The sequence below is a fragment of the Mesorhizobium sp. WSM4819 genome, from assembly GCF_055811215.1.
This window is the reverse complement of the sequence record NZ_JBVVQO010000008.1, coordinates 1-17,474: the sequence shown is the minus strand read 5'-3', so window position 1 is coordinate 17,474 and position 17,474 is coordinate 1. Positions and strand designations below refer to the sequence as shown.

Here is a 17,474-nt window from a genome sequence, read left to right as displayed (position 1 = left end):
ATGGCCAACTTGAAACTTGGAAAGCTTCCAGACCGAACACCTTCGAAGATTACCATCACCGTCAGCGCGGAGTTGGGCCAAGCACTCAAGGAGTATGCTGCCCTTTATCGTCAGACCTATGGCGAGTCTGAAACGGTGGCGGAACTCATCCCTTTCATGCTGGCGGGGTTTCTGGAAGGCGACCGAGCGTTTGCCAAGGCCAGAAAAGAAGGGTTGCCGACGTCCAGCAAGCCGGAGAAGTCGCGGCGTCTGGCAGGCTCAGATTCCGAGTAACCGAGGCATGAGTGAACCGCCCGCACACGAGCCTCGATGGGCTAACTCCGCTTGAATATGTAACCCGATCCGTCAAAGATCACACGTGAACAGGCTCACTCCCAAATGGAGGCAAACAGCGGAGCACGTCACCGCGACCGCACTCTTTGGCTCAAACTGCAACCGAGTGCCTGGCCCTTCCGCTTTGGAAATATTTGTCAAACCTGGCCGCGATGCTTCGGACGAATGGGCGACTTTCAGCCGGCACGACGAAACGGTCGCCATCCAGTTCAAGCAATCGAACGGGATCGTGGAGAGCCATCGTACTCGACTCGAGAAGGAGCTTCTGGCCGGCTTTGCCGAAGCGTTCCACCAGATCGACTGCCGAGAAGGCGAAATCACACATTAGCCTCTCGATGATCCAGCCGCGAACGCGGTCGTCGTCGGAAAGCGCGATACCGCGGACAACCGCCAGCCCGCCATGCGCGACTATACTTCCGTACTCGGCGGTTGAAATATTGTTCTGCACGTAGCCCTGGCGAAAACGGCCGATGGACGAAGGGCCAAGCCCGATCAGTGTCTCGCAGCAATCCTCCGTGTAGCCCTGAAAATTGCGATGCAAAGCCCCTGCGCGGGCCGCTATCGCCAAGACATCGCCTGGCTTGGCGAAATGATCGAGCCCTATTGCTTCAAACCCCTTGTCCACAATCGCTCGCGCAGCGAGTTGCGATTGCGCCAACCGCTCCGTGGGGCCAGGCAGCCACGCCTCTTTGATTATCGTCTGATGCTTCTTGAACCAGGGCACATGCGCGTAGCCGAACAGCGCCATCCTGTCCGGTTCCAGGGTCAGCGCCTGCGCTACGGTGGAACAGACGCTCTCCCTGCTCTGGTGCGGCAATCCGTAGAGCAGGTCCAGATTGACGGAACCGACGCCGCGGGAGCGAACTCCGTCGACGACAGCCTTCGTTTGCAAAAAGCTTTGCTCGCGGTTGATTGCCTTTTGCACTTTTGGCTCGAAATCCTGGACGCCGAGACTCGCCCTGGTCATGCCGATTTCGGCTAGCGCATCAAGGCGCGCCTCATCCATGTCGTTTGGATCGATCTCGACGCTGATTTTTGTATCCGGGACAAAATCGAAGCTGTCCCGCAAAATCGCGCCAAGCGCCACCATGTCCGCGGGCTTCAGCATGGTGGGCGAACCGCCGCCGAAGTGGACTGCGCGGACATGGCCCTTGCCGCTGACGAGACCCCCAACCGTCGCGATCTCCGAGTGTAGCGAGCGCAGATAGGCCGTCACCGGCTCATAGTGGCGCGTCTGCTTGGTATGACACGCACAGAACCAGCAGAGTCTGTCGCAATAGGGGATGTGCAGATAGAGCGAGATCTCGCCGCCACTTTTGAGCGCCTCCAGCCAGCCACAATAAACCGCCGGATTGACGCCCGCGTGGAAATGCGGTGCAGTCGGATAACTGGTATAGCGCGGGACGTTCTCGCCAACCTGGGCAGCTAATTCGGACTGCATGTCGTGGTCCACCATGTTTGCATCGCTGGAATTCTGGGCTTGTTGGCAAGCCAAAGCCCTGATTTCGGTCAGCAACTCGGACAAACTGCCGCAAGGATTTTTCTACCTCAGATTGCTACCCTGTCGGCGCTTGGGAGAGGGGTAGAGCAACGGCATGACATTACGGCAAGACATTCACAGTTCCGGCGTTCCCGTTCTTTGCCTCTCTTGCGAGGCAAGGCGTCGTGGTGTCTGCGGTGCGCTCGATCCAGACCGTTTGGTTGGGCTCGCCAAGACTTCTTCGCGGCACAAGATCGAGCCGGGAGTCGAACTGATCGGCGATGCCGAGGCCGTCGACAGCTATTCGAATGTGCTTTCAGGCGTGGTGAAGCTAACAAAGAGCCTTTCGGACGGGCGCCAGCAGATCGTAGCTCTCCGGTTTGCGCCGGATTTTCTGGGACGCCCCTTCAAGGTGGAAAGCGAGATCAGTGCGGAAGCGGCAACAGCTGTCACGCTGTGCTCGTTTCCGAAGGCAGCCGTGGAACGGATGATGAAGGAATCACCGGAACTCGAGCATCGCCTGCTCAGGCAGACGCTGGACGAACTCGACGCAGCACGCGAATGGATGGTGACGCTGGGGCGCAAGACGGCATCGGAAAAGGTGGCGAGTTTTCTCGTCATGATCGCCCGGAATATCGATTCCAGTGTTGACCCGGCCGCCAGGTCAGCGTCGTTCGATCTGCCGCTGACTCGTGCCGACATCTCCGATTTCCTTGGACTTACGAACGAGACCGTGAGCCGCCAGCTGACGCGATTGCGAGCTGACGGCGTGATCCGGATCGAGAACAAACGCCGCGTGATCGTGGACAGCATGAGCCGGCTGGAGCAGCGTTGCGGCAGCCGAATGGCGCGGCAGTTTAGATAGGCCCAAGCTGCGGGGTCTGCGTCGCCAACTCCGATTAGTGGCAGGGACACGCCCGTTCGAATGCAATGTGTCGCCAACCTTCGTGATGCCGCGGCAGCATGAACCCGACAGCTTCCGCGCTCGCTCTCGGATCACCTGACAATCGCCAGGAGTGTTTCGGACAGCTCGCCGGCGAAGCATTGATCCCCGAGGTGGCCGACGCGCAATCGGCTGGTGGAGGCAACATTGCCCCTCCTCGAACCTGTGAACGTCACGAAGCAACTCAACGATTGCGTTGGCCGTCCCGAGCCATTCGAAGCGAGCGAGGTTTAGCAAGCCACGACAGTACTTTTCAGCTCGTCGCAGAGCCCCAGCTTTTACGAATGGGCACGCCTCATTGTGTCGCCCGTCTCCACGCCCGCCCCGGCTCCGAGCCCACCCCACTTGTCCATGAGCGGGCAAGCCCGCGCTGCGTTCCCTCTTCATTCGCCACCATCTGATTGCGCCGAACTCGATGCTGCCCGAAACAAAACGGGCGGCCCTGACATGGATCAGGGCGAGCAGGCGGCGGCTGCGCAATTGATGCACAGCGGATTTGGCGTCCGCCGGATTCGAGATCGGGATTTGCGATGAAATTCGGCACAGAGATCGTGCTTCTAAGCCTGTTTGCTTTTGCGGCCCTGGTGGCTGCCGGTTTCGGGGTAGATGAACCTTTCCGCCAGCATATGTGGGTGTTGTTCTTCGCCGTAGCTGGTTTCACCGCGATCCTGTTGCGCAATACGGAGTTCAAGCCTGCAGTTCCGATAGACCCCGCCGCTTTTATGGACGGTCCAATCCGTTACGGGGCCGTCGCGACGGTGTTTTGGGGCGTCGTAGGCATGCTGGTTGGTGTGGTCATCGCGCTGCAGCTTGCCTATCCCGATCTCAGCGTCGAGCCCTGGTTCAACTTTGGCCGCTTGCGGCCGTTGCATACATCCGGCGTGGTTTTTGCCTTCGGCGGCAATGCGCTGCTTTGCACGTCCCTTTATGTCGTACAGCGCACCTGCCGCGCCCGGCTGTTCGGCGGCAATCTCGCCTGGTTCGTGTTCTGGGGCTATCAGCTGTTCATCGTCATGGCTGCGACGGGCTACCTGCTCGGCATCACCGAAAGCCGCGAATACGCCGAGCCCGAATGGTACGTGGATCTTTGGCTGACCATCGTCTGGGTCGCCTACCTCGTCCTGTTCCTCGGCACCATCCTGAAGCGCAAGGAACCGCACATCTACGTCGCCAACTGGTTCTACCTGTCCTTCATCGTGACCATCGCGATGCTGCATGTGATCAACAACCTGTCGATGCCAGTCTCGTTCGTGGGTTCAAAAAGCTATTCAGCCTTCTCCGGCGTCCAGGACGCCTTGACGCAGTGGTGGTACGGCCACAATGCCGTGGGCTTCTTTCTCACCGCCGGCTTCCTTGGCATGATGTACTATTTCGTGCCGAAGCAGGCGAACCGGCCAGTCTATTCCTACCGGCTGTCGATCATCCACTTCTGGGCTTTGATCTTTCTCTACATCTGGGCCGGCCCGCACCACCTCCACTACACCGCCCTGCCGGACTGGGCCCAGACGCTCGGCATGGCGTTCTCGATCATGCTTTGGATGCCCTCCTGGGGCGGCATGATCAACGGCCTGATGACGCTGTCCGGCGCCTGGGACAAGCTGCGGACGGACCCGATCATCCGCATGATGGTCATGGCCATAGCCTTCTATGGCATGTCGACCTTCGAAGGCCCGATGATGTCAATCAGGGCCGTCAATTCGCTGTCGCACTACACCGACTGGACCATCGGTCACGTCCATTCGGGCGCACTCGGTTGGGTCGGCATGATCTCGTTCGGCGCGGTCTATTTCATGGTGCCGAAGTTGTGGAACCGCGAGCGGCTCTATTCGCTGCGACTAGTGAACTGGCACTTCTGGTTGGCAACGCTGGGGATCGTCGTCTACGCCGCGGTGATGTGGGTCTCCGGCGTCATGCAGGGCCTGATGTGGCGCGAATACGACGAGCAGGGCTTTCTGGTTTTCTCGTTCGCCGAAACTGTCGCCGCCATGCATCCGTTCTACATCATGCGTGCCATCGGCGGCGCGATGTACCTGTCCGGCGCCCTTATCATGGCATGGAACGTCGCCATGACAATCCTCGGTTACCAGCGCGAGGAGAAACCGATGCCGCGTCCCACCGCCGCCGTCCGACCTGCGCGATCAGGAGCCAGCAAATGGGCTTGATGGACAAACATGCCGCCATCGAGAAGAACGCCACGCTGCTTCTCGTCGGCTCCCTTCTGGTGGTGACGATCGGCGGCATCGTCGAGATCGCGCCGCTCTTCTATCTCGACAATACGATCGAGAAGGTCGAAGGCATGCGGCCCTATTCGCCGCTCGAACTCGCCGGCCGCAACATCTATGTGCGCGAGGGCTGCTACCTCTGCCATAGTCAGATGATCAGGCCGTTCCGCGACGAGGTCGAGCGCTATGGGCATTACAGCCTGGCGGCCGAGTCGATGTACGACCACCCGTTCCAGTGGGGATCGAAGCGCACAGGACCGGATCTCGCGCGGGTGGGCGACCGTTATTCGAATGGATGGCACGTCCAGCATCTTACCGACCCGCGCTCCGTGGTGCCGGAATCGATTATGCCGAGCTACGCGTTCCTGAGGGAGACGCGGATCGAGGTGAAGGACTTCTCGACGCACCTGATCGCGAACAGCCGTGTGGGCGTGCCCTACTCCGACGACATGATCGCGAGCGCGAATGCCGATCTCATGGCGCAGGCCGATCCCAACGTCGACACGTCCGGTCTTGAAGCGCGGTATCCGAAGGCCAAGCTCGGTGACTTCGATGGCAATCCGCAACAGGTCACCGAGATGGACGCGCTGGTCGCTTACCTCCAGATGCTTGGCACTCTGGTCGATTTCAAAAACTACGACGAAGCCGCCGGTTACCGCTGAGGAAAATGGTGATGACCTACAACTTCATGCGGGCGTTTGCCGACACTTGGGGCCTCCTCGTTATGGTGCTGTTCTTCGTCGGATGCATCACCTTTGCGCTCCGTCCCGGCAGCAGGACCCGAGCCGACGAAGCTGGTCAAATCCCTCTCAAGGACGACTGATCATGAGCGGTGAGCACATTGACGAAGTCTCCGGCGTCTCGACCACCGGCCATGAATGGGACGGGATCAAGGAGTTCAACAATCCGCTCCCGCGCTGGTGGGTGATCACCTTCTACGTCACCATCGTCTGGGCGATCGCCTACACTATCGCTTATCCAGCATGGCCTATGCTGAGCTCCGCCACCCGAGGCGTGCTCGCCTATTCCAGCCGCAACGATGTCAAGAATGAGCTGGCAGCGGCCGAGGTCGCCAAGGGCAAGTATGTTGCCGCCCTTCAGGCGAAGACCGTCTCCGAGATTGCTGCCGACGATGTGTTGCGCGGATTCGCTATCGCGGCCGGTGGCGCCGCGTTCAAGGTCAATTGCGTTCAGTGTCATGGCTCCGGCGCCCAGGGTTCGAAGGGCTTTCCCAACCTGAATGATGACGACTGGCTGTGGGGTGGCAAGGCCGAGCAGATCCAGCAGACAATCGCGCACGGCATCCGCTTTGCCTCCGACCCCGACACGCGCCTTTCGGAAATGCCGGCCTTTGGTGACATCATTACGCCCGAGCAGATTAGACAGGTCAGCGCTTATGTCTCGAGTCTCTCCGGCGCTGTTGGCGATCAAGCATTGGTCATACCCGGCGCCAATGTTTTCGCCGAGAATTGTGCCGCCTGTCATGGCGATAAGGCAAAGGGAAACACGGAGCTTGGCGCACCCGACCTGACCGACGCGATCTGGCTCTACGGGGCGGGCGAGACGGCTATTGCCGCGCAGGTTCGCGCGCCAAAGCAAGGCGTCATGCCGGCCTGGGTTGGGCGTCTCGGCGAGGTCAAGGTCAAGGAACTTGCGGTTTATGTCCATTCGCTTGGCGGCGGAGAATAGGAACGGAAGCCTATTCTCGGCCCTCCCCCTGCCAAGCGACGAGGCCCGGCGCGAGCCGGGCCTCGACACCATTCCGGCTTCGACCTGCATCAACACGGGGCGGACCGCCTACGGTGAGGCTGTTCGACGGGCGGCAGCGGGACTGGAGATGCTACGTGCGTGATAAAACGCAGACAGAACCGCCCGGAGCAGAAGCGATCGACTCCCCCAACACCCGTGAGCCGCTTTATGCCCCGCGCAAGAAGGTTTTCCCGAAGCGAATCTCGGGTAATTTCCGTCGCTTCAAATGGCTGGTGATGGCGATCACGCTGGCGATCTACTATCTGACGCCCTGGCTGCGCTGGGACCGAGGTCCGTTTGCACCGGACCAGGCCGTGCTGATCGATCTTACCAACCGCCGCTTCTATTTCTTCTTCATCGAGATTTGGCCGCAGGAATTCTACTATGTGGCCGGCCTTCTCGTTATGGCCGGCATCGGCCTTTTCCTGGTCACTTCCACGGTGGGCCGAGCGTGGTGTGGCTATGCGTGCCCGCAAACTGTATGGGTCGATCTGTTTCTAGCTGTAGAGCGTGCGATCGAGGGAGATCGCAATGCTCGCATAAAGCTCGACGCGGGATCCTGGACTGCGCGCAAGCTTGTGCTGCGTGTATCGAGACACGCCATCTGGCTGGCCATAGCGGCAACGACCGGCGGCGCCTGGATCTTCTATTTCGCCGATGCGCCATGTCTGATTGGCGAGCTCTTCGCTGGCACCGCTGCGCCACTCGCCTACATCACCATCGGCGTGCTGACGGCAACCACCTACACATTCGGTGGACTGATGCGCGAGCAGGTCTGCACCTACATGTGCCCGTGGCCGCGCATCCAGGCGGCCATGCTCGACGAGAATTCGCTCACTGTGACATACAATGACTGGCGCGGGGAACCCCGTTCGCGCCATGCCAAGAATGCTCTTGCCGCAGGGCAGCCGGTTGGAGACTGCGTTGATTGCAATGCATGTGTCGCGGTCTGTCCGATGGGGATCGACATCCGCGACGGCCAGCAGCTCGAATGCATCACCTGCGCGCTCTGCATCGACGCCTGTGACGGCGTAATGAACAAACTCGGCAAGGACCGTGGGCTAATCTCGTATGCGACGCTGTCCGATTACAACGCCAACATGGCGGCGGCGACCGCAGGGGGCGCTTGCTCGGTGAATCCGTCGCTGGTGCGGACAGACGGCAGCGCTTTCTCCGACAGGTTAGCCCATTTCCATGTCCGCAAGATCTTTCGACCGCGCACCTTCGTCTACATGAGTGCGTGGTCGGCGGTCGGTCTCGCCTTGCTCTACTCGCTGCTGACGCGCGATCGGCTCGAGGTCAACGTTCTGCACGACCGCAATCCGCAGTTCGTCACGCTATCCGATGGTTCGATCCGCAATGGTTACACCGTCAAGCTGCTCAATATGATCCCAGAGCCAAGAACGATTGTCGTCACCATGCAGGGCCTGGCGAATGCCGAGATGAGCGTCGTCGGGATCGACATGCCTGCGGATCGCTCCCTCTCCGTTCCGGTCGAACCGGACCGGCTGAAGACGTTGAAGGTTTTCGTCCGCCAGCCGGCGGAACAGATCAATGCCCAAGCGCAGACGTTCAAGTTCCGGGTCGAGGACAAGGCGAGCTTCGAGTCGGACGAATACACGGCCACGTTCAACGCACCGGAGATCGTTAGATGAGCGTCAATGCACGAAGGCCCCGCAAATTCACCGGCAGGCATATGTTGCGTATCATCCTTAGCTTTTTCGGCGTGATCGTTGGTGTGAACCTGACCATGGCAACACTCGCCAGCACGAGCTGGACCGGCCTTGTCGTCGAAAATACTTATGTCGCGAGCCAGCAGTTCAACCGGATAGCCGAGCAAGGGCGCGCGCAGGCCGCACTCGGCTGGACCGGCAAACTGACCATCGCACGGGGCGAGGTCCGCTACGGCCTCAGCGATGCCGCCGGCAAAGCGGTCCAGTTGCACGGCGTCAGGCTCCTGTTCCGTCATCCCGCCTACGAGGCCGAGGACAAAGCCGTCATGCTTTCGCTCGCCGCGAGCCAGGAATTTTCCGCCCAGCATACGCCAAGGGACGGCGTCTGGATTGTCCAAGTCGACGCCGATGCTGGTCTCGCAGAACCCTATCGCGACGTCCGTCGAATTATAATTTCCCATGGAGCGCTACAATGAGCTGTTGTGCACCGGGCGCCGAAACAGCGCTGGATCTGGAAAGCAGCATATCCGTCCTGCCATCAAACCAGGAGGTCAGGCTGGCGAGCCGCTCGCTTGGCGGCGATCTGCACCAAACCGATCTCTCGGTCCCGACGGTGCATTGCGCAGCCTGCATGCAGAGTATCGAGAGGGCGCTTGGAAAACTCGATCGCGTCGAGGGTGTACGTGTCAACCTGTCGACGAAACGGGTTGCGATCCGGTGGCGCGGAAATGAGGTTCCACCGTTTGTCGCCGCGCTTGGACGGCTGGGATACGAAGCGCATTTGTTCGCGCCCGAGGCAGGGGAGAAGGACAAGACGCTATCGGAGCTGATCCGGGCCGTGGGGGTTGCCGGCTTTGCAGCGGGCAACATCATGCTGCTTTCAATGTCGGTCTGGTCCGGCGCTGAAGGTGCGACCCGCGACCTGTTCCACTGGGTCTCGGCACTGATCGCCATCCCCGCGCTCGCCTTCGCTGGTGGCATCTACTTCCGCTCCGCATGGAACGCATTGCGTCACGGCCGCATGAACATGGATGTGCCGATTGCGGTTGGTGTCTCGCTCGCCTATGCGATGAGCCTTTACGAAACCATCAACCATAGCGACCACGCTTACTTCGATGCATCGGTATCGCTGCTGTTCTTCCTGCTGATCGGCCGCACGCTTGATCACGTGATGCGCGAGCGTGCCCGGACCGCGGTGAACGGCCTGTCACGGCTGGCGGCGCGGGGCGCCATGGTGCTTCGCGAGGATGGTTCGCGCGATTACCTGCCGGTTGAGGAGATCAAACCCGGCTTGCAGCTGCTGATCACCGCCGGCGAAAGGATTCCCGTCGATGGCAAGGTTATTCGAGGCTCTTCCGATCTCGACTGTTCACTGGTTTCCGGTGAGAGCACACCCAGAACCGTGGCGTCAGGGGAAACCGTGCAGGCCGGCACGCTCAATCTCACAGGCCCGCTGACCATCGAGGCGACAGCCGCCGCAAAGGATTCCTTCCTGGCCGAAATGGTCCGGCTGATGGAAGCCGCCGAGGGCGGTCGCGCGCATTATCGCAGGATCGCCGACCGCGTTTCAGCGCTCTATGCTCCGGTGGTCCATCTGACCGCCTTGGTGACTTTCCTCGGCTGGATGGTGGCCACCGGCGACTGGCACCGGGCAATGACGATCGCCATCGCCGTCCTTATCATCACGTGTCCCTGTGCGCTCGGCCTCGCCGTGCCGATCGTGCAGGTGGTCGCCGCGCGCCGCCTGTTCGAAAATGGCGTGATGGTCAAGGACGGTTCGGCGATGGAGCGCCTGGCGGCGATCGATACGGCGGTGTTCGACAAGACCGGCACGCTTACGCTCGGTGAGCCCCGACTCGTCAACGCGTCTTCCATCGATCCGACTCTCCTGGCAGTCGCAGCCGATATGGCCGCGCACTCCCGTCACCCGCTTTCGAAGGCCATTGCCAGGTCTGCCGGTTTCGCCGGTCAGCCAAAGCTCAAGGCTGTCAGCGAACACCCCGGATTCGGCATCGAAGCCACCGCGAGGGGGAGCACCTGGCGACTGGGGCGGCGTGGTTGGGCTGCATGGAAGGCTCGAACCGGTGGCGAAAGCAGATACGGCGGAACGGTTCTGACCAAAGACGGGATCATCGTGGCGTCCTTTGTCTTCAGGGACGCGCTGCGTCCGGACGCGAGGGCGGCAATCGAGCAATTGAACAACGCCCGAGTTTCCGTGAAAATGCTGTCGGGCGATACCGGGACTGCATGCGGCGAGATCGCGACGACGTTGGGGATACATCACTTTGTTCCGGCGCTGCTTCCTTCGGGCAAGGTCAAGTATATTGAAAACCTGGCGAAGGACGGCCATAAGGTGCTCATGGTTGGCGACGGCCTCAACGACACCCCTGCGCTGGGCGCGGCACATGTCTCGATCGTTCCAGCCACGGCGGCCGATGTCGGCCGCAAAGCTGCGGATTTCGTTTTCCTGCACGAAAGCCTTTCGGCCGTCTCCCTTGCCCTCGACGTTTCGCGAAAGGCCGGACGACTGATCCGGCAAAACATCGCCATCGCGATTGTCTACAACGCCATTGCCGTCCCGATCGCCATTTTGGGGCAGGTAACACCATTGATTGCGGCAATCGCGATGTCGGCCTCATCACTGCTTGTCATTGGCAATGCGTCGAGGCTGCAAGGTTTTGTGCCAGACGTGCCAAGGAGAACTTGCTCCGCCTGATAGCCGCTCCCACACCGGCACATTGACGCAAACCTCATGACAATCCTGGTCTATCTCATACCGGTGGCTCTGTTGTTGGGCGGGCTTGGACTGTCTGGCTTCCTGTGGGCCTTGAGGAGTGGTCAATACGAGGATCTCGACGGAGCCGCCGAGCGTATCCTCATTGACCGGGACGAGAGGCCGGAACGCTGATTCCGACGCTCAAGGGCCTGCGTCGCCCATTCCGCCATGCAAGCTGATGCCACGAAGTACCTCGCACGGCCGGAGAACGCTGGCGATGTACCTGTTCCAAGTGCAACGGAGCGAATAGACCGGCGGCACGGGTTTGTCGTGTCTGGCTGACCCAGATCAGTGCTGTCTCCTCATCGCCCTGATTCAATGGAGGAGTCTTTTCAAGGGGAGAACGCATGTCTAGCCGGACGGAAGCTGAGCGGCATCAGGTGCTGGCCGTGTTCGCCGGGGGCGCCGGCATTGTCGAAGCCGTTAGCAGGCCGGCGCACGTCATTGCAGGAGCCGATGCGTTCGAATGAGCGAGTTCAAGCCAGTTCGGTTCGTTGATGTCGCGCTGGAGGGGCAATTCTGGCGCGAGCGGCTGGAGACGGTGCTGACACGGACCATCCCCAGCCAGCACGTCCAGCTTGGCAAGCAAGGTGTATTGCTGTCCCTCACACTGCCGAACCAGTCGCTGCCACTGAGCGTCCCAGGCAACGAGCACGATTTCGGGCAGGTGTTCTGGGACTCCGACGCCGGTAAGTGGATAGAAGCAGCATCCTACGCGCTGTCACACAGGCGTGATCCCGACATCGAGGCATGGATCGAAAACATTGTCGATGATCTCGAAAAGGCGCAGGCTCCCGACGGTTATCTGAACTGCTGGTACCTGCAGCGCGAGCCCGACAAGCGCTGGACCAACCTGCGCGACAATCACGAACTCTACAATCTTGGACATCTGCTCGAGGGCGGTATCGCCTACTTCCTCGCGACGGGCCGGCGCCGGCTCCTGGACATCCTTGAGCGGTATGTTGACCATGTGCGCAAGACATTCGGCCCGAACCCCGGCCAGAAGCGCGGCTATTGCGGCCATCAGGAAATCGAGCTGGCCCTCGTTAAGCTCTATCGCTTGACTGGAGACAGAATGCATCTCGACCTCGCGGCCTATTTCATGAATGAGCGCGGGCGTCAGCCGCACTACTTCGATCAGGAAGCGGTCGCGCGCGGGGAGAACCCCAGGGATTTCAGGGCGAAAAGATATGAGTACAACCAGTCGCACAGGCCGGTGCGCGAGCAAACTAAGGTGGTCGGACATGCGGTCCGAGCGATGTACATGCTTTCTGCCATGGCCGACCTCGCGGCGGAACTGAATGACGACAGCCTCAAGAAAGCATGCGAGGTGCTCTGGGCCGACGTCATCTCCTCGAAAATCTACATCACGTCCGGCTTGGGTCCGGCTGCCGCGAATGAAGGCTTTACTGAGGATTACGACCTGCCGAACGAAACGGCGTATGCGGAGACCTGCGCCTCGGTAGGCCTGATCTTCTGGGCACATCGCATGCTGCATCTCGAACTCGACGGCCGATACGCCGACGTTCTGGAACAGGCGTTGTTCAACGGCGCGCTGACCGGCCTTTCGCGCGATGGCGAGCGCTATTTCTACTCCAATCCGCTCGAGAGCGATGGGCGACGCAGCAGATGGGCCTGGCACTCATGCCCATGCTGCACGATGAATTCGTCTCGCCTGATTGCTTCGATCGGAGGCTATTTCGTCTCGGCCAGTGAAAACGCAATCGCCTTCCATCTCTACGGCGGCGTTTCGACGAACATCCAACTCGCTACGGGCAATGTGTTCCTGCGGGAAACCAGCGCCTATCCATTTTTCGGCTCGATCAGGATCGAGGTCAGCCCTGACGCACCGGCCGAGTTCACTATCAACCTCCGCATTCCCGGTTGGGCTCATGAAGCCGAAGCTTCGGTCGGGGGATGTGCAGTCGACGTGACGGCATGCACCAGAAATGGCTATCTTGCGATCTCGCGGCTATGGAATGCCGGAGACATCATCGCCCTCGAGCTACCGATTTCTCCCAAGCGCATCTATGCTCATCCCTCGGTCAAGCAGGACATCGGCCGGGTGGCGCTCAAGCGCGGGCCGTTGGTTTATTGCGTTGAAGAGGTCGACAATCCCGGGGGGGCGGTGCAGCAGCTCAAACTGCCGCGAGACGCCAGGATCGAAACGGTGGAACGGGGCGATCTCTTCGATGGCGTGGTCACGCTGACCGCCTCCGCAGAGCGTATCGAAGACCAAGGGTGGGGAGACAGCCTGTACAGGAATGCGCCCCCGATCGTTTCGGGCTGCCGGCTAACCGCTCTGCCATATTATCTCTGGAACAATCGGGCGAAAGGCTCGATGCAAGTGTGGCTGCTGGAAAGCTGAATTCAGCGCCGTATGGGAGGCCACTTCTCAACCAATGAATGCCGACAAGATGCAGTCATCAGAAGCCTCAGATAATATTCTCATTCGTCCGGCGGGCGGTCCACCGGTCCGTGCTCTGGTTGACGAGTTCCACGACCTGATTGGAACCGACCCTGCATACAGGGGGATAAGGGCGCCGCGTCGGTCAAAAACTGCCGACGTGACAATCTCGCTTGCTAGCTGGGTATGTGCTTGGCTGCGCGGACGCGAGCGCTGGTCCGATCACCCGCGTACGAGTTTGAGGCGTTTTCCTGCTTCGTTGCTGATACATGCGGATTTTCCCGCCCTGCGCCTTGAGGCGATACGGCGGGCATTGGAACGCAGCGCACGACAGGAGGCTGAACTCAACCAGCGTCTCACGAGGATAGCCGCCGCGATGGCACGCTGATGGGCGGCGCTGATGACAGATTCGATATCGTTGTTGTCGGAGCCGGGCCGGTCGGCCTTTCCTTCGCCGCATCACTCGCTCAAAGCCAACTCAAGGTCGCAGTTGTCGAACAGAACTCAATCGATACTCTCGCCAATCCGCCTTTTGACGGTCGGGAAATCGCGCTGACCCACGCCTCGATCAGAATCCTTCGCGAGATCGGCGCCTGGGATGCCATCCCCGCTTCGGACAAATCACCGCTTCACGGCGCCCGCGTGCTCAACGGTTCGAGCCCTTTCGCTCTGCGTTTCGATCCTCCCAGCGGGTCTGGCGAACCCCTCGGAGTTTTGGTCCCAAATTGCCGAATTCGCGACGCGCTGTTCAAGACCATCCACTTGCAGAATCACGCGCGGCTGCTGTGCGGCCACTCGGTCGTAGATGCAACAACCAGCCAGACAGGAGCAGTCGTAACGCTGTCTGATGGCGTGCAGTTGAACGCTAGCCTTGTGGTTGCCGCCGATTCACGTCTGTCGGCCACTCGTGATCTGCTCGGCATAGGCGCCGATATCAATCGGCTTGGCTACTCCATGCTAATATGCCGGGTACGGCATGAGCGCGCCCACCACCAGGTGGCAATCGAATGGTTCGATCACCATCAGACGATAGCGATGTTGCCCTTGGCGGAGGGCGTGTCGTCGCTGCTGCTCACCCTGCGCTCAAACGAGGCCGATAGACTGCTTGCCTTCAGCGACCATTTGTTTCTGAGGGAATTGACGAACCGGTGTCGAGGGCGCCTTGGAAAAATGACCTTGGTAAGCAAGCGCCATGCCTATCCGCTGGTCACGACTTGGGCGCACAAATTCCGAGCTCCCAGCGCCGCACTCATCGGCGACGCTGCCATCGGCATGCACCCGGTAACTGCGCATGGTTTCAACATCGGTATCAGCAGCCAGAAGCAACTCGCCTACGGAATCCTAGCAGCATGTCGCGACGGTCGCGAGATTGCCGATCCCAACATGCTGCACGGATACGAAAGGTGGCTTCGCCTGTCAGCGGCGCCGCTCTTCCATGGCACGAACATTGTCGTCGGACTCTACTCAAGCGAGCACCCGGCGGCACGGCTTGCAAGACATGTGGGGCTTCGGTTTGCCCAACATGTTCCCTTTATGCGGCATGGCATTTCGGCCATGCTTAGGCGATGAAACCGTACCAGCAGCTTTGGACCTTGCGCGATGAAAGAGAGTCTCATTCGCCGGAGTAATCGCTGCCCCTGCACGCAGAGGCGGCAGCTTCCCGCGGCAGGCCATAAATGTCGCCCCGAAGAGGTATTGTCTCAGCGCTTTATTTGGTCGCCGCCGTCATCAGTCACTGCATCGAGCAGGGACCGATGGGCCGGGCGAGGCGGGAATGGGAAACGCTTTGATCACTGGCGTGCCACACGCTGTTCGTGGCGCAGGTTAGGTTTTCCAGGGTGGCAAGTCGCCTCCAGTCCGTGATTCACTTCGGTTCCGCCGATCATGATGTCCGGAAGCAAAGCGAAGGCTTAGAAGGGTAGTCCGCTTGCTCAGGTCAGACGAATCCCAGTTGTTGGGCCGTCTGGAACAAAGCGAGCAGCATGATCAGGCAGCCGACGAGCCGCAAAAGCGTCCGCTCGGCAATCGCCTTGAGCACCCATCCGGCAAGCGGAGCGGCGACTATGCCGCCCACGATCAGCCCCAGCACCGAGCTTGCATGTGTCGACAGCGCCCCCGCTTCCTGCCAGTGCCCACTGACGAGCGCGACGATGAAGGTGACGGACACCGCTAGCGTGATCAGGAACTCGGCCGCATTGACAGTGCCGATCACGTAGCGGGGCGGCGCGCCGGCGCCGAGCAATCCGGTCACGACCATGGGGCCCCATCCGCCGCCACCTGCAGCGTCGAGGAAGCCGCCGACAGTGCCCAGCGGCGCCACAAGACGGGTAGGAACCGGATTGCTGGGGATCTTGCGGAACGACCGGAAGAACAGCCAGAGCCCGATCACAGCGAGATAGGTCGTGACGTAGGGCTTCACCATGTCGCCGTCGAACGAGGTCAGCACGAAGGCGCCGAGGCAGCCGCCGAGAATGCCGAAAGGAGCAAGCCGCCAGAACAGCTTCCAGTCGATATTGCGGTGGTAGTGGTGCGCCGTGCCGGAAGCGGCCGTGGTGAACACTTCCGCCGCGTGTACCGCGGCGGAAGCCTGCGCCGGCGGAACACCGAAGGAGAGCAGCACGGTGGAGGAGATCGCGCCATAGGCCATGCCTAACGCGCCGTCAACCGCCTGGGCGAGGAAGCCGACAATGGCGAACAGAATGAAGTCAGTCATTGGTGTCCGCCGTGAAAGTGCCGCCGTATGTAGCCTTGTGGATGTGGCATCCGGCTTGGCTCCGCGTCAGAGAAAAGGGCGGCATCGCTGCCGCCCATCGAGATTGTTGAGGTGCGTGGACCTTAAAAATCCATACCGCCCATACCGCCCATGCCACCCATGCCGCCGCCGGGCATGCCGGCAGGCATACCGCCGCCAGCCGACTCCTTCTTCGGAGCCTCCGCGATCATGGCTTCGGTGGTGACCAGCAGGCCGGCGACCGAGGCCGCATCCTGGAGAGCTGTGCGCACGACCTTGACCGGATCGACGATACCCATGGCGATCATGTCGCCATATTCGCCGGTCTGGGCATTGAAGCCGAAGGTCGGGCCCGTGTTCTCGAGGATCTTGCCGGCAACGATCGATGCTTCCGCACCGGCGTTGGCCGCGATCTGGCGAGCCGGAGCCTGCAGCGCGCGACGCACGATGGCGATGCCAGCGGTCTGGTCGGAGTTGGCGCCGCTGACGGTGATGGCCAGCGAAGCGCGCAGAAGTGCGACGCCGCCGCCGGGAACGATGCCTTCTTCGACGGCCGCGCGGGTCGCGTTAAGGGCGTCATCGACGCGGTCCTTCTTTTCCTTGACTTCGATCTCGGTCGCACCGCCGACGCGGATGACGGCAACGCCGCCCGCCAGCTTGGCGAGACGTTCCTGCAGCTTCTCCTTGTCGTAGTCCGAGGTGGTCTCCTCGATCTGCTGCTTGATCTGGGCGACGCGGCCCTGGATCTCGGCCTTCTTGCCGGCACCGTCGACGATGGTGGTGTTCTCCTTGGAGATCGACACCTTCTTGGCGCGGCCGAGCATGTTGAGGCCGACATTCTCGAGCTTGATTCCGAGGTCTTCGGAAATGACCTGGCCACCGGTGAGGATGGCGATGTCTTCCAGCATGGCCTTGCGGCGATCACCGAAGCCCGGCGCCTTGACGGCGGCGATCTTCAGGCCGCCACGCAGCTTGTTGACGACCAGCGTGGCCAGGGCCTCGCCTTCGACGTCTTCCGAGATGATGACCAGCGGCTTCGAGGTCTGCACGACAGCCTCGAGGATCGGCAGCATGGCCTGCAGGTTGGAGAGCTTCTTCTCGTGGAGAAGGATGTAGGCGTCTTCCAGATCCGCAACCATCTTGTCGGCGTTGGTGACGAA

17 protein-coding genes are annotated in these 17,474 nt (G+C 60.8%); 14 read left to right on the top strand and 3 right to left on the bottom strand.

Translation table 11 applies throughout. The features are described from left to right. Positions 1-273, top strand: coding sequence for a DUF2274 domain-containing protein (locus AC0L18_RS09700; protein ID WP_473491883.1), 273 nt, complete (start codon positions 1-3; stop codon positions 271-273). A 151-nt stretch (positions 274-424) separates the two neighbouring features. Here AC0L18_RS09700 and hemN read toward each other — a convergent pair whose 3' ends face one another. Continuing rightward, positions 425-1,774: an oxygen-independent coproporphyrinogen III oxidase gene (gene hemN / locus AC0L18_RS09695; protein ID WP_473492062.1), complete on the bottom strand. Its 1,350-nt coding sequence runs from the start codon at positions 1,772-1,774 to the stop codon at positions 425-427. 154 nt (positions 1,775-1,928) lie between these two features. Between hemN and AC0L18_RS09690 the strand changes: the two genes are divergently transcribed. The 13 genes from AC0L18_RS09690 (at position 1,929) to ubiM (ending at position 15,152) form a co-directional block, all read left to right on the top strand. Continuing rightward, on the top strand, positions 1,929-2,678 hold the full coding sequence (locus AC0L18_RS09690; RefSeq protein WP_473491881.1) for a Crp/Fnr family transcriptional regulator: 750 nt from the start codon (positions 1,929-1,931) through the stop codon (positions 2,676-2,678). Between the two features lie 608 nt (positions 2,679-3,286). Further along, entirely contained in the window at positions 3,287-4,918 is a 1,632-nt protein-coding gene (ccoN, locus tag AC0L18_RS09685) for a cytochrome-c oxidase, cbb3-type subunit I (RefSeq protein ID WP_473491880.1), read from the top strand. Continuing rightward, complete coding sequence (gene ccoO, locus AC0L18_RS09680) at positions 4,909-5,640, top strand: cytochrome-c oxidase, cbb3-type subunit II (protein WP_473491879.1); 732 nt, start codon at positions 4,909-4,911, stop codon at positions 5,638-5,640. Before ccoN ends, ccoO begins: the two co-directional genes overlap by 10 nt. A gap of 11 nt (positions 5,641-5,651) precedes the next feature. Further along, positions 5,652-5,801, top strand: coding sequence for a cbb3-type cytochrome c oxidase subunit 3 (locus tag AC0L18_RS09675; protein ID WP_473491877.1), 150 nt, complete (start codon positions 5,652-5,654; stop codon positions 5,799-5,801). Between the two features lie 2 nt (positions 5,802-5,803). Then, positions 5,804-6,667: a cytochrome-c oxidase, cbb3-type subunit III gene (ccoP, locus tag AC0L18_RS09670; RefSeq protein WP_473491875.1), complete on the top strand. Its 864-nt coding sequence runs from the start codon at positions 5,804-5,806 to the stop codon at positions 6,665-6,667. Between the two features lie 155 nt (positions 6,668-6,822). After that, positions 6,823-8,382, top strand: coding sequence for a cytochrome c oxidase accessory protein CcoG (gene ccoG, locus AC0L18_RS09665; RefSeq protein ID WP_473491873.1), 1,560 nt, complete (start codon positions 6,823-6,825; stop codon positions 8,380-8,382). Continuing rightward, positions 8,379-8,876, top strand: coding sequence for a FixH family protein (locus tag AC0L18_RS09660; RefSeq protein ID WP_473491871.1), 498 nt, complete (start codon positions 8,379-8,381; stop codon positions 8,874-8,876). Before ccoG ends, AC0L18_RS09660 begins: the two co-directional genes overlap by 4 nt. Then, positions 8,873-11,116 carry a cation-translocating P-type ATPase gene (locus tag AC0L18_RS09655; protein WP_473491869.1) on the top strand — a complete coding sequence of 748 codons (2,244 nt, stop codon included), beginning with the start codon at positions 8,873-8,875 and terminating at the stop codon, positions 11,114-11,116. Before AC0L18_RS09660 ends, AC0L18_RS09655 begins: the two co-directional genes overlap by 4 nt. A 36-nt stretch (positions 11,117-11,152) precedes the next feature. Then, positions 11,153-11,308 carry a cbb3-type cytochrome oxidase assembly protein CcoS gene (ccoS, locus tag AC0L18_RS09650; RefSeq protein WP_008871940.1) on the top strand — a complete coding sequence of 52 codons (156 nt, stop codon included), beginning with the start codon at positions 11,153-11,155 and terminating at the stop codon, positions 11,306-11,308. A gap of 215 nt (positions 11,309-11,523) precedes the next feature. Then, entirely contained in the window at positions 11,524-11,646 is a 123-nt protein-coding gene (locus AC0L18_RS09645) for a hypothetical protein (protein WP_280174574.1), read from the top strand. Beyond that, positions 11,643-13,544, top strand: a complete 1,902-nt coding sequence (locus AC0L18_RS09640) for a glycoside hydrolase family 127 protein (protein ID WP_473491868.1) — start codon at positions 11,643-11,645, stop codon at positions 13,542-13,544. Before AC0L18_RS09645 ends, AC0L18_RS09640 begins: the two co-directional genes overlap by 4 nt. 34 nt (positions 13,545-13,578) lie before the next feature. Further along, on the top strand, positions 13,579-13,971 hold the full coding sequence (locus AC0L18_RS09635) for a globin domain-containing protein (RefSeq protein ID WP_473491866.1): 393 nt from the start codon (positions 13,579-13,581) through the stop codon (positions 13,969-13,971). Continuing rightward, the gene (gene ubiM, locus AC0L18_RS09630) at positions 13,971-15,152 is read left to right on the top strand and encodes a 5-demethoxyubiquinol-8 5-hydroxylase UbiM (protein WP_473491865.1); all 1,182 of its coding nucleotides are present in this window, start codon (positions 13,971-13,973) and stop codon (positions 15,150-15,152) included. The genes AC0L18_RS09635 and ubiM overlap by 1 nt, the downstream gene beginning before the upstream one ends. Positions 15,153-15,519: 367 nt before the next feature. Here ubiM and AC0L18_RS09625 read toward each other — a convergent pair whose 3' ends face one another. Together AC0L18_RS09625 and groEL are read right to left on the bottom strand one after the other, a co-directional pair. After that, a complete protein-coding gene (locus AC0L18_RS09625; protein ID WP_473491863.1) occupies positions 15,520-16,296 on the bottom strand; it encodes a sulfite exporter TauE/SafE family protein in 777 nt (258 codons plus the stop codon). Positions 16,297-16,418: 122 nt separating this feature from the next. After that, a partial coding sequence (gene groEL / locus AC0L18_RS09620) for a chaperonin GroEL (RefSeq protein WP_473491861.1) occupies positions 16,419-17,474 on the bottom strand: 1,056 nt, incomplete at its 5' end.

What these genes read in the sequence shown, in the direction of transcription:
- AC0L18_RS09700 (WP_473491883.1), top strand. Translation starts at nt 1, where the DNA reads ATGGCCAACTTGAAACTTGGAAAGCTTCCAGACCGAACACCTTCGAAG.
- hemN (WP_473492062.1), bottom strand. Translation starts at nt 1,774, where the DNA reads ATGCAGTCCGAATTAGCTGCCCAGGTTGGCGAGAACGTCCCGCGCTAT.
- AC0L18_RS09690 (WP_473491881.1), top strand. Translation starts at nt 1,929, where the DNA reads ATGACATTACGGCAAGACATTCACAGTTCCGGCGTTCCCGTTCTTTGC.
- ccoN (WP_473491880.1), top strand. Translation starts at nt 3,287, where the DNA reads ATGAAATTCGGCACAGAGATCGTGCTTCTAAGCCTGTTTGCTTTTGCG.
- ccoO (WP_473491879.1), top strand. Translation starts at nt 4,909, where the DNA reads ATGGGCTTGATGGACAAACATGCCGCCATCGAGAAGAACGCCACGCTG.
- AC0L18_RS09675 (WP_473491877.1), top strand. Translation starts at nt 5,652, where the DNA reads ATGACCTACAACTTCATGCGGGCGTTTGCCGACACTTGGGGCCTCCTC.
- ccoP (WP_473491875.1), top strand. Translation starts at nt 5,804, where the DNA reads ATGAGCGGTGAGCACATTGACGAAGTCTCCGGCGTCTCGACCACCGGC.
- AC0L18_RS09660 (WP_473491871.1), top strand. Translation starts at nt 8,379, where the DNA reads ATGAGCGTCAATGCACGAAGGCCCCGCAAATTCACCGGCAGGCATATG.
- AC0L18_RS09655 (WP_473491869.1), top strand. Translation starts at nt 8,873, where the DNA reads ATGAGCTGTTGTGCACCGGGCGCCGAAACAGCGCTGGATCTGGAAAGC.
- ccoS (WP_008871940.1), top strand. Translation starts at nt 11,153, where the DNA reads ATGACAATCCTGGTCTATCTCATACCGGTGGCTCTGTTGTTGGGCGGG.
- AC0L18_RS09645 (WP_280174574.1), top strand. Translation starts at nt 11,524, where the DNA reads ATGTCTAGCCGGACGGAAGCTGAGCGGCATCAGGTGCTGGCCGTGTTC.
- AC0L18_RS09640 (WP_473491868.1), top strand. Translation starts at nt 11,643, where the DNA reads ATGAGCGAGTTCAAGCCAGTTCGGTTCGTTGATGTCGCGCTGGAGGGG.
- AC0L18_RS09635 (WP_473491866.1), top strand. Translation starts at nt 13,579, where the DNA reads ATGAATGCCGACAAGATGCAGTCATCAGAAGCCTCAGATAATATTCTC.
- ubiM (WP_473491865.1), top strand. Translation starts at nt 13,971, where the DNA reads ATGGGCGGCGCTGATGACAGATTCGATATCGTTGTTGTCGGAGCCGGG.
- AC0L18_RS09625 (WP_473491863.1), bottom strand. Translation starts at nt 16,296, where the DNA reads ATGACTGACTTCATTCTGTTCGCCATTGTCGGCTTCCTCGCCCAGGCG.